Below are 13,665 nucleotides of genomic sequence, written 5' to 3'. Positions count from 1 at the left end.
TGTTGTGGGATTTTTTTCATAGTATTAGATTTAAGGTTAGCAAAAGAGGTAGGCGGTGCTTTGGATAAGTGGCCTACCTTTTTCTTTTTTATCCCTCCGGAAATCAATAAACCCTCAGCTCATCAGCCTCTGCCACAGGGACTGAGTCAACATCACCGGTATTGCCATAATAAATTAAATGAAAATGAGGTATAACGTTCAGTGCATAATTTTAAAGGCCAATTCTTTCAGTAAATCACCCTGAGAAGACGATACATTTCCGAACCCCTTACTTTTAGCATCGTATTCACGCAGCAAAGATACCACCTCCATAACCTTCCAGGCATTATATACTCTTGCAGCAGTTTTATACTGGTTTACGAAAAACGGATTAATCCCCAGTGCTTTTGAAACAGATCCATCTGACTTATCCTTCAGGTAATGAAAGATCATCAGGTTACTGAAAAAATTAAAAACCGGAACCATGACCATCTGCATCGGATAGTTTTTCTGATTTGCTGCAAAATAATTAACGATGCGATTGGCTTTTAATATATTTCGTGTTGCGAGTGCCTCCTGTAACTCAAATGCATTATAGTCCTTTGAAACACCAATATACTCTTCAATCAGCTTTGGTGTAATCTCATTTGTGTCTTTGGGCATTACCAGCTTAAGTTTGTCAATCTCGTTAACAACCTTACTCAGGTCAGTTCCCAAAAATTCAGCCAGCATCTGCGATGACTTCGGTGTTATAGATAAACCGTTATTTCTGCAGTAATCGGTAATCCAATCCCCCATTTTATAATCCCTTACCTTATCTGAAGTAAATACCACACCAACATCACCAAGCATTTTATATACTTTTTTGCGCTTGTCGAGTTTTCCGTACTTATAACAAATAACAAGCAGTGTGGAAGGTTGGGGTTGTCTCAGGTAATGTTCCAGCTGGTCAATGTTACCAAGGTTTTGTGCTTCTTTGACAATTACAACCTGCATGGGAGCCATCATCGGAAACCGTTTTGCAGCATTGATAACAGAAGCCGTATCCACGTCCCGTCCGTACATAACCGTCTGGTTGAATTCCTTCTCCATCTCACTTAATACATTATCCTCAATGTAATCGCTGATTAGATCAATGTAATAAGGCTCCTCACCCATCAGAAAATAGACTGGCTTAAATTTCCGGTTCTTTAAGTCGTTTAAAACAGAGATATGATCCATTTGAATTAGTCGTATTTCAGGTGTTTAACAGAACGTCCGTTTATGATAATCTCCCGCAATGACTCAATCCCGATCTTAAGGTGATCTTCCACATAGTCACGGGTAACAATGGTATCGCTTTTATCTGTTTTTATACCCTCTGATATCATAGGCTGATCCGAAACCAGTAATAAAGAGCCGGTTGGAATATGGTTGGCAAAACCGACTGTAAATAAAGTAGCTGTTTCCATATCCACTGCCATGGCACGGGTTGAAATCAGGTATTTTTTAAATTCATTATCGTATTCCCAAACTCTCCTGTTGGTGGTATAAACAGTCCCTGACCAGTAATCACGTTCAAAATCACGTATGGCAGACGATACGGCACGCTGCAGGGTAAACGCAGGTAATGCCGGAACAACAGGCGGCAGATAGTCGTTACTGGTTCCCTCCCCCCTGATAGCTGCAATAGGCAGAATGAGATCTCCAAGATTGTTCCGTTTTTTCAATCCGCCACATTTTCCCAGGAAAAGCACTGCTTTTGGCATAATGGCCTGCAATAAATCCATAATAGTGGCCGCATTGGCACTTCCCATTCCGAAGTTTATAATGGTTATCTCACCATTTGAGGCGTTAGGCATATTGCCTTCCTTTCCAACTATTGGTACATCATACCATTTTGAAAACAACTCCACGTAATGATTAAAATTGGTAAGCAGGATGAATTTGGAAAAATCCTCCAGTTTACGTTTGGTGTACCTTGGTAACCAATTCTCTACAATATCTTTTTTGGTTTTCAACATAGGAACATTATTTTTAACCCGGTTTTTATCCGAATGTTCAAAAATAGTAAAAATGACCCGATTAAATCTTCCGGATCATCCGTTTAATATAAAAAAAGAAGGTGAAAAAAACCTTATTTTTGATGTTTTCAGAAAACGATTTGTGGTTCTGACACCGGAAGAGCATGTCCGTCAGTACTTTTTGGCATATTTACTTAACTACAAAAATTATCAGAGAGGACTGATTGCCGTTGAAACTGAAATAAAAATCAATGGTCTGTCGCGCCGGTGTGATGCAGTGGTTTACAACAAACAAGGGAAACCGGTTATGATTCTTGAATTCAAGGCACCGGAAATAAAGATCAGTCAGAAAACCATGGATCAGATATGCAATTACAATCTTAAATTGAATGTGACATATTTTGTTATTTCGAACGGATTGCAGCATTTTTGTGGAAAAATTGACAAGCACAACAACGCGTTTACATTTTTATCCGATATACCGGATATGAATACCATACTTCAATGAAGAGACTGATAATTATTTTACTCGTATTCATTCCTGTTTTCCTTCATGCACAGACCAAAAGGGACAGTTTTCTTATCTCACCCCGCATTTCATTTGCCGATTTTTCCAACAAAAGTCAGTGGGAAGGTTATTCCATGAACAAAATACCACCACTTGCATTCCAGGTTGAAAGGTTTATTAATGATTACTTCACCTATGGTGTTTTACTTGGGTTTTACAGGAATAAATATACGAACGATACACTATCCACTAACTTTCACAGGGATTTCAACATTGGTTTTGGAGCCCTGGCATCCTTCCATTATGGAAACTGGCTTGAAGAAATAACGAACAAAAGGGTCCGGTTCAATGATTTTGATCTTTATGTCACCCTGGGATTAAACTGGGTGGTTACCAATACGACCATCCGCGAAAACTATCATCATCAGAATGAACTTCCTGAGAAATATGATGATACAACCGTGGATTTTTCCTTTGGCCCGATCGCCGGAGTTCGCTACTATATCACAGATGCCTTTGCCATGAACTTTGAATTCGGAACCGGCAATCTCGGACTGGTGACAATGGGTGTTTCGTGGAATTTGTCAAGGGACCGGAAACCCCGGCCGGAATATAAACCTGAAAAACTGATTCCGGGCGATGTAAACTGAATTTTATACTATATGGTATAATACTAAATGGTATAAATTAAAACCTGAATTCCAGATAAGGCGATAATAGAAAGCTCTCTAAACCATAATACATTACAACCGAAGTATTACATTTTAATCCGGTATATAATCCCTTATAAACCTTATACGAAAAATTGATATCCAGATTGACTCCTAACATCTGATCTTTATAATAATCCATTTTTAAATTTGAATATACATAACCAGCTTCACCATTAACATATGCCGGCTCTATCATATAGCTAATCTGAGGTGATTTCATATCAATATAAACAGGTCCTACGCCAACACTCAAATTTGAGTTTTTGAAATTCAAATACCTGTAAAAGTTAAAACCAAACATCCAGTATTCATCATTCACCCTTGAATTTAGAATATCTTGATCAAAAATATCGCCGTGTGTAAACTTTACAATTCCGGATCCAAACAATAATCCAACAGACATATTATCTTTGTAATGGTACTGATATTCCATCCACAACATTCGCCCGGGCTGTCCGGGTTCATTACCCGGTATATAGTACTCATCATCATCAAAAAGGCCAAATATATTTGTAAAATATCCATAGCCCGATTTCCCGGAAAATTTTACGTTCTGATTTTCCTGTGAAAATAATTGAAAACCAATAACACCACACAAAACAATAATTAAACTAATCTTTTTCATCTGTTTAAAATTTTTTGCTTTGCAGAAGATCTGCAAAAAATTTGCAATACATTCAGGAATTCAAAAAAACTTATTTTAAGCATTCACTTATGGTAAGCTTAAAAAATTTTATTCTCATTTCATATTACTCAGGTTTATTTAATAAAATTCCAACACTTAACTTAACACCTATTACATCGGGCACATAACATTTAAACGTATCCATAAATTTAAACCCGGTATAATCAATCTTTAATCCCAGGTCTAATTGATCCTTTAAAAGTTCATACATATACATAAACTGAACGCCATAGGCTGTCAGATTCTTTTTATAATCACCGGAAACAATAGCTATTTCATAGATTTTCTCACTACCTTCAGACTCACGGCTGTCTAAATAACTAATAAACGGTGTGGAATTTCGTGACACAGTTCCACGACCAACAAAAGTGCCAATGGCAACTTTACTTCGCCCATTTATTAAAGGGTAATAATTAAACCCTAATTTAGGAAGACTATACGAAAACTGAGAATTAAACCCAATCCCATAAAATGCATACCGGGGATTATCAAATTCATTGTAGGCAGAACTAAACTTTTCATATCCGGCAAAAACTGAAAACCACTCAACCGGGAAATATTCTACTCCAACTCCTAACGGGATATCTGAATAATGCTTCCCATCTGTAGAATATCCAGAATAAAAAATAATATTAAATGGTTGTGCTTTAACAAATTGAAAACAAACAACAACAGCTATTGATACAAGTATTTTTTTCATTTCTGCTGAATTTATTAGGGGGGGCAAAATAATTGCACCCCCATCTTGTAATCAATAATTTAAAACACGGTGAGGTGTTGTAATTATCAAATAATTACTTAATCTTCTGAAAGCAAATCCATCTTTTAAATATGATCCATTAAATGACCATCCATTATTCGCCTTATTGGTAGCAAAATACCAGTTTCTATCCCAAGGCATAACATAAATTATTTGATCCTGCGAATAGATTTTCTTTGAAATAGACATAGAGATTTCCTGACCTTTTTTATACTCAATACCTGTGGTTGTATCTTTAACATCCTGACCAAATGTAAACTTTGCTGTCGATCCAAAGGTTAATTCAGATTTCTTGTCTTCCTCCCAAACTCCAAAAATATTTTCTGTTTCTTCTGGTTTCCAGTTTGTATCCCATGGAACACTTAATGAAACAAATCCAGACTCATAACCACCCATGGCTTTTCCAATACGCCATCTGGATATATCACATGATATATATGTGGTAAATGTTCCTGTTACATGACCATCAGTTCCCACATTTACAGCACCTTGTTCAAATCTTAATTCTGAACCACCATCAAATAATCCATCTAATTGTTTTGTTAAATAAACCCAGCCAACTTTTACCTCATTAATTTCATTTGTTGCAACCGGATCAATTGGATCAATAGTCGGTACTGTAGGTTCTTCAATTTCTTTAGGAACAATTAAATATACCGGTTTTTCTTCTGCATATTCTTCATTCACTGTAACAATCTCATAAGGATCAGAAAGTATTTCCGTTGATTTCAAACCAGTTTCAGATTTATATTCATACCCGCAATTAATGCTATCATTGACTAATGGATGGAAAGAAATGGTTGGGATCCGATTATTTTCATTATATTCTTCAAGCGGATAAGGAACATAAAGCGCCAGATTGTTATCAATAAGAAATTGCTTTAAATCATCAAAACCAGTTGATTTTAACTTCATTTGATCTAAAGCCCTATCAAATTCAGATTCAAATACTGATTGATTAAATCCAGCACTTTTCAATACTTTGTTATCTTCCGGATTAAATAAATCCCTGAAAAAAACGAAGTCATCAGAATACATGTGTTTGCTTATAATAAAAGAAATTTCATCAGTTACATCTTTATTATCAGCCATACTTGCTAATACTTTTGATGCATCATCCATCTTTTTAAGGAGCAAATCTTGTTCCTTTGTTAACAAAACACTTTCCCTAATTTCTTTTTGTAAACTCTCGCGTTTTTCACATCCCGTGAATAAAACGACTCCACATAAAAATTAATAAAATATTTTTCCATTTTTGTATTGGTTTAAGGGATGAAAATCCCGGTTAATTTAGGGCAGTATTTTTTTTAATATAAAGTACTGCCCTTTTACTTTATATAATAATCACTAAGTTGAATTGATTAATAATCTGGTCAGTGGTTATCAATTCAGGGTATTACAAAATAACAAATAATTTATTAAAATTGACAAATTCAATAAATGTTATTTAACACTTAGTGAATATTAGAAGCTTGTCTAATAAGATATTTCAATATATAAATGCCTTAGAAAGTCACCACGGCTTTCATCACATTGTCTTCGTAGGCCTCCACCAGATCATAAACCTCCTGCGATTTGGTATAATCTACCCTGTGGGTGATCATTTGTTTCAAATCGGATGATACTTCAGTCAGCATATCTATGGCATCCTGCATACAATGGTTCTGTCTCCGTACATTTTTGATGGTAATTTCCTTGCGGCGCAGCTGATCAACCGGAAGGTGCCATACATCAAATTCGGGAATCCCGACAATCATCAGGGTACCTCCGGGCTTCAGCATTTCAATGGCCTGATGCACCGCATCCTGTTGTCCGCAACATTCAAAGACCACGTCCAACTGATTTTTATATCCCTCATTTACTTTAGCTACAAGATCCTCCTTTAACGGATTCACCGCCATATCTGCACCAAAACCCGATGCAATTCTTAAACGGTAATCCAGTTTTTCAGATACAATGACGGATGAAGGTTTGTTCGGTTTCAGTGCACTTAAAACGCTCATGCCTATGGGACCAAAACCTAAAATACCAATATCCAGACGTGAAACATTTCCAAAACTTTTAACGGCATAAATACCGATTGAAAATGGTTCGCATAACATCCCATCATCGAATGATAAATTATCCGGCAGTTCAAAACAAGTATTTGCAGGCATAATAATGTATTCCTTCATGCATCCGTCCGCTTGTCCGGGATTACCCAGAAAGGTAAGATTTCTGCAGGTATGCTCCCTGCCAGCCCTGCATTGATCGCATTCACCACAAGACATGGCCGGATCAACGGCAACTCTGGAACCCGGCCTTACATTCGTAACTCCCCCTCCCGCTTTGACTATTTCGCCGGCAAATTCATGTCCCAGCACAAAAGGATAGGCCACTACCTGTGATCCGATTCTTCCGGTCCTGTAATAATGCATATCCGAACCGCAAACACCTACGGACTTAACCTTAATCAAAACTTCACCATTGGCAGGATCATTAATCTCCGGAATTTCAACCACCTCAAGGGTTTTTATATTGGTAAGAGCAACTGCTTTCATATTCTAACAGATTTAAGATAAAAGACGTAAGACATAAGATATTTATGCAAAATGATAAAAAAACGCACCTTCTTTCAGAGCGTAACTACATTGATAAATGGATGTTTTTGGCATTTGTTCAAGTACGATCCGTATTAGAATAAAAGCCAGAGGAAAATACTCAGCACGCATCTCATCCATTCCGGGTACTATCTTCCGTTGTTCCGTTGTCATTGAAGACAAATCATCGGCCATTTTCAGAAGTACTGCCGGGTCAATACTGAACCATGTCTTTAAAGCGGAGGCTGAATGTTTTTCTGAGGTTGTAAATGAGCCGTTCTCTATCATGGCACGGATGGTATCAAAGGAACCGGATGAACCAACCAGACTGACCGGTTTAAAATCTGATAAAGATGAAAACAGTTTGTTCAACTCTGATTCTGCAAAAGTCTTAATGTTGTCCAGTTCGTCTTTTAACGGAGGATCCGAAGGATTAAAGCGATCAAGCAACTTTGTTACTCCCAGATAAAAACTCTCTTTCCAGTAAATATGGGTACGATCAGTTATAATAAACTCCACGCTGCCACCGCCAATATCCATAATCAGAATTTTTTCATCACTCAGAGGAAAGCCGTGTTTAATTCCGGCATGAATCAACATAGCTTCAGTTTCTCCATCGATGGTATGCACAGTTAAACCAAAGCGGTTCAGTGCCTCAACAGCAAATCCATCACCATTCGAAGCTGCACGTACAGAAGCTGTTGCATATGTTACAATATCATTGTCCGCCAAACCATATTCATCACAACGTGATCTGTGTTCGCGCAGGGCATTGAGGCCTCTTTGAAAGGCATCTGGTGCAATTGTGCTGTTATTGATACCTCCCCGTGCCAGTTTCGCATGAATCTTTCGATCTTCAAGGACTTTAAACCTGCCCTCATGTAGTTCTGCAATTAAAAGGTTAATGGTATTGGAACCTATATCGATTATAGCTTTAATCATAATTAATTCGTTTCCACAAAAATAGAGCTTTCATGACCAAATTGAAGTTTCGCAACATAAAAAAATCATGTATATTTGAATCAAATTCTTGTCGTGAAGCTATTTTACAGTGTAGAAAATACAGGTCTGAAAGATCCGGTAGTAACCTCCGGAATGTTTGACGGAGTTCATAGCGGACATCAGATTTTGCTCAGCAGAACCATTGTCAGGGCACATGAAATGGATCGACCGTCTGTTATTGTAACCTATAAGCCTCATCCGCGTATAGTGTTGCACAAAGAGCCCGGCATAGAACTGCTCACATCTTATGATGAACGAATCAAACGTTTTGAAGAATCCGGCATTGATGCTGTAATTGTGCTTGAGTTTACAAAAGAATTTGCCAAACAATCTGCTACGGAATTTTTGAATCATTACCTGATCCATAAACTGAATATGGCGCATTTCATCATTGGCTATGATCATCGTTTTGGCAAAGACCGGGAGAAAGGCTTTGAAAGTTACAAAACAATATGTGAAACGCATGGCATTGGCATTGAAAGGGTTCAGGCACATTTTGAAGAGAATAAAATTGTATCCTCGTCCCTGATCAGGGATAATCTGCGTGTTGGAAATATTAAAAAAGCAAACCGCATGCTCGGCTATGAATACATGCTCAGCGGAAAAGTTGTTAAAGGGGTTCAGATAGGCCGTAAGCTGGGATATCCCACTGCCAATATTCAGCTTGATGATCCTTTAAAACTTATTCCGGCACAGGGTGTTTATTCATGCTGGGCAGAGCTTGAGGGCTTAAAGTATCCGGCAATGCTTAACATCGGCTATCGTCCTACACTAAACAAAAATAAGGATGACGTAACCATTGAAGCTAATATTCTGAATTTTGACAAGGATATTTATGATGCCCCCATCCGTCTGCATCTGGTTGGACATTTAAGAAATGAAATGGCTTTCCCAAACCTCAATGCCCTTATACGGCAACTCCATAACGACGAGAAGAAAGCCCTGGTTCAGCTATCTAAATAGTTTATTTATTGCTCTTTGATCAGATACAGCCTGTTATCCTCCACCAGGTATAACATTGGTGCAATAGTAATGTTGGGATATTTGCTTCTTAACCGTTTGGCTTCACTCAACACAAAATCCACCTCATTAACAATCTCAAACAATGGTGCAAAATTATTGAAATGGTCTTCTGCCACTTCTTTTTCCCAGCCGGCCCGGTCAACAAGGCCTTCAATAAACAGTTCCTTTCGGGCTGCAAGATTGACCATGCCACAGTGGTTATGCCCGATTAAAGCAATGTGATTTACACCGCCTACTGCAATGGCATAGGATACCTTAAACTCACTGTACCTTAAATTTGCACCACCTGATCGAATAATATATGCGAAATTCTCCGGGATGATGAGATGTTTCCGGTTGTCCATACACATTCCCACAAGCAATTGGGCCGAATCAAAACTTTCATGTTTTTTCCCCAGATTCTGATATTCAATTAAATCCCCGATCGGTGTATTCCGGTATTCAGGGAAAATATCTTCTGCTGTGTTAATCTTTACTAATCTGTCCATAATTATCAATTGGTCATTTTTAATAACAGAGGGATGTAACAAATGTTTAACCATACCGGAATATGCATTATGGCTGATGCACATTCCTCAATTCCCCTTACAATTTTGAGCGTTAACACAATATAACTTATGATTCATTTTGTTGCTTGACAGTTGGGTATAAAACATTTATATTTGCATCCTGAATTAAAATCAAGAAACATTACTATGCTAGAAACATTAACCGCAACTATGCCTTATAAAGTTAAAGATATTTCTTTAGCTGAATTTGGAAGAAAAGAGATAGAGATTGCTGAGCAGGAAATGCCCGGTTTAATGTCGATCAGAGAGAAATATGCGTCATCATTACCCTTAAAAGGTGTACGCATCATGGGGTCACTCCACATGACCATTCAAACGGCCGTGCTCATTGAAACACTGGTTGCTTTAGGAGCCGATGTTCGCTGGGCGAGCTGCAATATATTCTCAACACAGGATCATGCCGCTGCTGCTATTGCTAAAGCTGGCATTCCGGTTTTTGCATGGAAAGGAGAAACCCTGGAAGAATACTGGTGGTGTACAAAAATGGCTTTATCCTTTCCTGCAGGCAAAGGCCCACAACTTATTGTTGATGATGGTGGAGATGCCACACTTTTGATTCATAAAGGATATGAAGCAGAAAACAACGCTTCGGTACTGGATGTAAAAGCGAAAAGTAAAGAAGAACAGGTCATTCTTAACCTCCTTAAGGAAACACTTGCTGAAGATGCCCAGAAATGGCACAGAGCAGTTGCAGAATGGAGAGGAGTATCAGAAGAAACCACAACCGGAGTTCACAGGTTATACCAGATGAAAGAACAGGGGAAACTTCTCATCCCCGCTATCAATGTTAACGACTCCGTTACAAAGTCAAAATTTGATAACCTCTATGGTTGTCGCGAATCTTTGGCTGACGGTATTAAACGTGCAACGGATGTCATGCTGGCCGGCAAGGTTGTGGTTGTTGCAGGTTACGGCGATGTTGGTAAAGGATGTGCTCACTCCATGCGTACCTATGGTTCCCGCGTAATCGTGACCGAAATTGACCCGATCTGCGCGCTGCAGGCTGCAATGGAAGGATTTGAGGTAACCACCATGGAAGAAGCCCTGAAGGAAGGCAATGTATTTGTAACCACAACCGGTAACAAAGATATTATCACGGCTGAACACATGGCTGCCATGAAAGATCAGGCTATCGTATGCAATATCGGCCATTTTGATAACGAAATTCAGGTTGCCGAACTGGAAGCCTGGGATGGCATCCAAAAAATCAACATAAAACCACAGGTTGATGAATACAAATATCCTGATGGCCACTCTATATTCCTTTTAGCTGAAGGTCGCCTGGTTAATCTGGGTTGTGCTACCGGTCACCCTTCATTTGTTATGAGTAACTCATTTACAAACCAGACACTCGCACAAATCGATCTTTGGGATAATAAAGACAATTATGAAGTGGATGTATACCGTTTACCGAAGCATCTTGACGAAGAGGTAGCGCGCCTGCACCTGGAAAAAATCGGTGTTAAACTGACAAAACTTTCAAAGGATCAGGCTGATTACCTTGGTGTACCGGTTGAAGGACCATATAAACCGGATCATTACAGGTATTAAAATATTCTATTTGAAACTTATAAAGGCAGGCTGTCAGAAATGGCAGCCTGTTTTTTTATTATAATCGGGCTCAGGCTCCTGAGGAATCATTTAAACAAGCGCAAAATATAGGGCAGAAAAATAATCACACCGGCTATTACTGCAAAAAGAGCAGCAATCAGAACCGCACCTGCAGCGATATCTTTAATCCTTTTAATCCTTTTATCATATCCGGGGGAAAGCACATCGGACAAGCCCTCAATGGAAGTATTGACAGCTTCAAGTCCAAACACAAGGGCACTGAATAAACAGATAATCATCCATTCCGTTGTTGTTATTAAGAAATAGAAACCTGCGCTGCAGACGACCAGAAACACGATGAGCTGGATCTGTGCATTGCGTTCATTACGAAATAATGAAAAGATCCCATGAAATGCATATCTAAAACTGTCCAGGACCTTTTTTATGAACATGTTTCAGTTTATTTTTGCAGAACCTTATCAATCAGGTTCATCATTTGTGATTTATAGATAGGTTTGGAAATATATTCGTCACATCCTGAATCCAATATCAGCTGACGTTCATCAGGCATGGCATAAGCGGTCTCGGCTATAACCGGCACTTTAATACCCATAGCGCGAATTTCCTTCAAGGCATTAAGCCCGTTTTTCTGTGGCATATTAATATCCAACAAAATAACATCCGGAACTTTTTTCTTCACCAGGTTAACGAGTATTTCACCATTTACCGCATGCTCAATCTGAAAACCGGTGCCGGAAAGAAACTCCTTAATCAGGATAAATGAATATTCATCATCCTCAGCTACATACATAAGCTTACCTGCGTACTTAGATTCTGAAACTCCCATATAGTAGATTTTGCGCAATTAACTTCATCTGACATTCTAAATAAAGAGATCGCTAAATTCATCAACAAACATTCTGTGTATTCATAACACACTGTAAATTTAGAAATAAAAATCAAATATCGAGTCATTTAGTACTCCTATCTTATTGAGCGTGTAAAAATATCCCTGTTTATCTGTACAGAATCATTTGTTAAGGGTTGCTGTTTATAATACTTTGTACTTCCGTTGTTATACTGATACATAGAAAATATGATGGTTTTCTTCGATCTGGTCACATATATCTTGGTTACCTGTGCATTATCGTATTCAAAAAACTCATACTCATTACCATTTGACTTTCCCATAGGAACAGGGACAGGTTCCGGTTTGCTTTCCGTTCTCTCCTGAACAGATACCCTTTCTGATCTCTCTGGTTGTGTTTCATCTGCATTCTTCTCCGGTAATATCTCAACAACCGTCTCTTCGGACTTTTCAGGTGTTTCATTTATTTCGACGACCACCTCTGACTCACTTCCGGCTATTTCGTCAGGTTCAACCGAAGCTATCAGGACTGTATCATCCTGAATGGTTTGAACCGTTGATCCGGACAAAGCCTCTGCCACAGTATCCACCGGCTCGTCCACCACAGCAAGTTCCAGTGAATCCTCAGGAATATCCAAATCCGTTAATTCATCCATAATCAGCGTATCCCTGAGCGTTTTAGTCGTAGCAAGCAGATTTGCCCTTGCAATTGAATCAAGTCGCCTCTGCTCAGCTTTTTGAGCCAGTAACTGCTGCTTTAACTGGACCTCTTCCCTGACCTGCGCTATTTTATTCTTCACGTAAAGATTGTAATCCCTGTCATAATCGAATTTGATAAACTCCTCCGAGAAAAATATTTTACCAACAGGCTCCCGGTAAAACAATGTATCAATTTCAGGGGTATTTGTATAGTCTTCTAAATGAACCATAAAGAAGAAAGGATCAAACTCAACATTTTGATATTCCTCAGGAGTGTGGGTCGAAAATGAGATTTGTTTAGCTATTGTACCATCCTGGGTAAAACGAAATAAAAAGGTATGTCCAACAGGTAATGCTAAATTAAACTCTCCACTACGTTTATTAAACTTAACATTAAGCCAGTCAAAGTCATCTTCCTTAATTTTTATTTCCGCATTTGTTAACGTTCCCAAATCACTGGTCAGCTGACCAAAAACCTCGATCATGTTTTGATCCTTTTTTTGCGAAAAACTCCCAAATCCCACTAAAATAAGGAATCCGGAAAGGAGTAATATTTTTAATATTCCGGTAGTTTCTTGAAATTTATGCATCATATTATTTCGCTTCAGGTACTTTTCAAATATACAATCAAACTAACTTACACGTATCAAATAAAGGTTAAGTTTTCAAATAAATAATAATTAATAAATACAGAGGTATCACAAAAAACACATTTATTTAACTTTT

The 13,665-nt window shown here is 38.3% G+C and carries 15 protein-coding genes; 4 read left to right on the top strand and 11 right to left on the bottom strand.

Going from position 1 to position 13,665, the window contains the following annotated elements; all coding sequences use genetic code 11:
- Nucleotides 1-198: 198 nt before the first annotated feature.
- Both holA and ACE1EF_RS09045 read right to left on the bottom strand, forming a co-directional pair.
- Nucleotides 199-1,200, bottom strand: coding sequence for a DNA polymerase III subunit delta (holA, locus tag ACE1EF_RS09050; protein ID WP_375720329.1), 1,002 nt, complete (start codon nucleotides 1,198-1,200; stop codon nucleotides 199-201).
- Nucleotides 1,201-1,205: 5 nt separating this feature from the next.
- Nucleotides 1,206-1,982 (bottom strand): AMP nucleosidase, encoded by a 777-nt coding sequence (locus ACE1EF_RS09045; RefSeq protein ID WP_375720328.1) that lies wholly within the window; start codon nucleotides 1,980-1,982, stop codon nucleotides 1,206-1,208.
- Nucleotides 1,983-2,034: 52 nt separating this feature from the next.
- Between ACE1EF_RS09045 and ACE1EF_RS09040 the strand changes: the two genes are divergently transcribed.
- Together ACE1EF_RS09040 and ACE1EF_RS09035 are read left to right on the top strand one after the other, a co-directional pair.
- A complete protein-coding gene (locus ACE1EF_RS09040) occupies nucleotides 2,035-2,490 on the top strand; it encodes a type I restriction enzyme HsdR N-terminal domain-containing protein (protein WP_375720327.1) in 456 nt (151 codons plus the stop codon).
- Nucleotides 2,487-3,140 carry an outer membrane beta-barrel protein gene (locus tag ACE1EF_RS09035; protein ID WP_375720326.1) on the top strand — a complete coding sequence of 218 codons (654 nt, stop codon included), beginning with the start codon at nucleotides 2,487-2,489 and terminating at the stop codon, nucleotides 3,138-3,140. The genes ACE1EF_RS09040 and ACE1EF_RS09035 overlap by 4 nt, the downstream gene beginning before the upstream one ends.
- Nucleotides 3,141-3,177: 37 nt before the next feature.
- Here ACE1EF_RS09035 and ACE1EF_RS09030 read toward each other — a convergent pair whose 3' ends face one another.
- The 5 genes from ACE1EF_RS09030 to ACE1EF_RS09010 form a co-directional block, all read right to left on the bottom strand.
- Nucleotides 3,178-3,828 carry a hypothetical protein gene (locus tag ACE1EF_RS09030; protein WP_375720325.1) on the bottom strand — a complete coding sequence of 217 codons (651 nt, stop codon included), beginning with the start codon at nucleotides 3,826-3,828 and terminating at the stop codon, nucleotides 3,178-3,180.
- 124 nt (nucleotides 3,829-3,952) lie between these two features.
- The gene (locus ACE1EF_RS09025) at nucleotides 3,953-4,588 is read right to left on the bottom strand and encodes a hypothetical protein (protein ID WP_375720324.1); all 636 of its coding nucleotides are present in this window, start codon (nucleotides 4,586-4,588) and stop codon (nucleotides 3,953-3,955) included.
- A gap of 51 nt (nucleotides 4,589-4,639) precedes the next feature.
- Nucleotides 4,640-5,770, bottom strand: a complete 1,131-nt coding sequence (locus ACE1EF_RS09020; protein ID WP_375720323.1) for a hypothetical protein — start codon at nucleotides 5,768-5,770, stop codon at nucleotides 4,640-4,642.
- Between the two features lie 383 nt (nucleotides 5,771-6,153).
- Complete coding sequence (locus ACE1EF_RS09015) at nucleotides 6,154-7,188, bottom strand: zinc-dependent alcohol dehydrogenase (RefSeq protein WP_375720322.1); 1,035 nt, start codon at nucleotides 7,186-7,188, stop codon at nucleotides 6,154-6,156.
- Between the two features lie 42 nt (nucleotides 7,189-7,230).
- Complete coding sequence (locus ACE1EF_RS09010) at nucleotides 7,231-8,169, bottom strand: Ppx/GppA phosphatase family protein (protein WP_375720321.1); 939 nt, start codon at nucleotides 8,167-8,169, stop codon at nucleotides 7,231-7,233.
- 93 nt (nucleotides 8,170-8,262) lie between these two features.
- Between ACE1EF_RS09010 and ACE1EF_RS09005 the strand changes: the two genes are divergently transcribed.
- Nucleotides 8,263-9,192, top strand: a complete 930-nt coding sequence (locus tag ACE1EF_RS09005; RefSeq protein ID WP_375720320.1) for a bifunctional riboflavin kinase/FAD synthetase — start codon at nucleotides 8,263-8,265, stop codon at nucleotides 9,190-9,192.
- Between the two features lie 5 nt (nucleotides 9,193-9,197).
- On the opposite strand, the gene ACE1EF_RS09000 is transcribed toward ACE1EF_RS09005, so the two are convergent.
- Complete coding sequence (locus ACE1EF_RS09000) at nucleotides 9,198-9,740, bottom strand: carbonic anhydrase (protein ID WP_375720319.1); 543 nt, start codon at nucleotides 9,738-9,740, stop codon at nucleotides 9,198-9,200.
- Nucleotides 9,741-9,971: 231 nt separating this feature from the next.
- Here ACE1EF_RS09000 and ahcY point away from each other — a divergent pair, with 231 nt between their 5' ends.
- Nucleotides 9,972-11,372 carry an adenosylhomocysteinase gene (gene ahcY / locus ACE1EF_RS08995; RefSeq protein ID WP_473774489.1) on the top strand — a complete coding sequence of 467 codons (1,401 nt, stop codon included), beginning with the start codon at nucleotides 9,972-9,974 and terminating at the stop codon, nucleotides 11,370-11,372.
- Nucleotides 11,373-11,458: 86 nt separating this feature from the next.
- On the opposite strand, the gene ACE1EF_RS08990 is transcribed toward ahcY, so the two are convergent.
- The 3 genes from ACE1EF_RS08990 to ACE1EF_RS08980 form a co-directional block, all read right to left on the bottom strand.
- Nucleotides 11,459-11,824 carry a diacylglycerol kinase family protein gene (locus ACE1EF_RS08990; RefSeq protein WP_375720317.1) on the bottom strand — a complete coding sequence of 122 codons (366 nt, stop codon included), beginning with the start codon at nucleotides 11,822-11,824 and terminating at the stop codon, nucleotides 11,459-11,461.
- An 8-nt stretch (nucleotides 11,825-11,832) separates the two neighbouring features.
- Entirely contained in the window at nucleotides 11,833-12,219 is a 387-nt protein-coding gene (locus ACE1EF_RS08985; protein ID WP_375720316.1) for a response regulator, read from the bottom strand.
- A gap of 137 nt (nucleotides 12,220-12,356) precedes the next feature.
- On the bottom strand, nucleotides 12,357-13,424 hold the full coding sequence (locus ACE1EF_RS08980; protein WP_375720315.1) for a hypothetical protein: 1,068 nt from the start codon (nucleotides 13,422-13,424) through the stop codon (nucleotides 12,357-12,359).
- Nucleotides 13,425-13,665 lie beyond the last annotated feature (241 nt).

The organism is Quyinboa sediminis, from assembly GCF_042219855.1.
Classification (GTDB): Bacteria; Bacteroidota; Bacteroidia; order Bacteroidales; family UBA5342; genus JBHJHP01.
The sequence above is the reverse complement of the archived record's forward strand: the minus strand, read 5'-3'. Positions and strand labels throughout refer to the sequence as shown.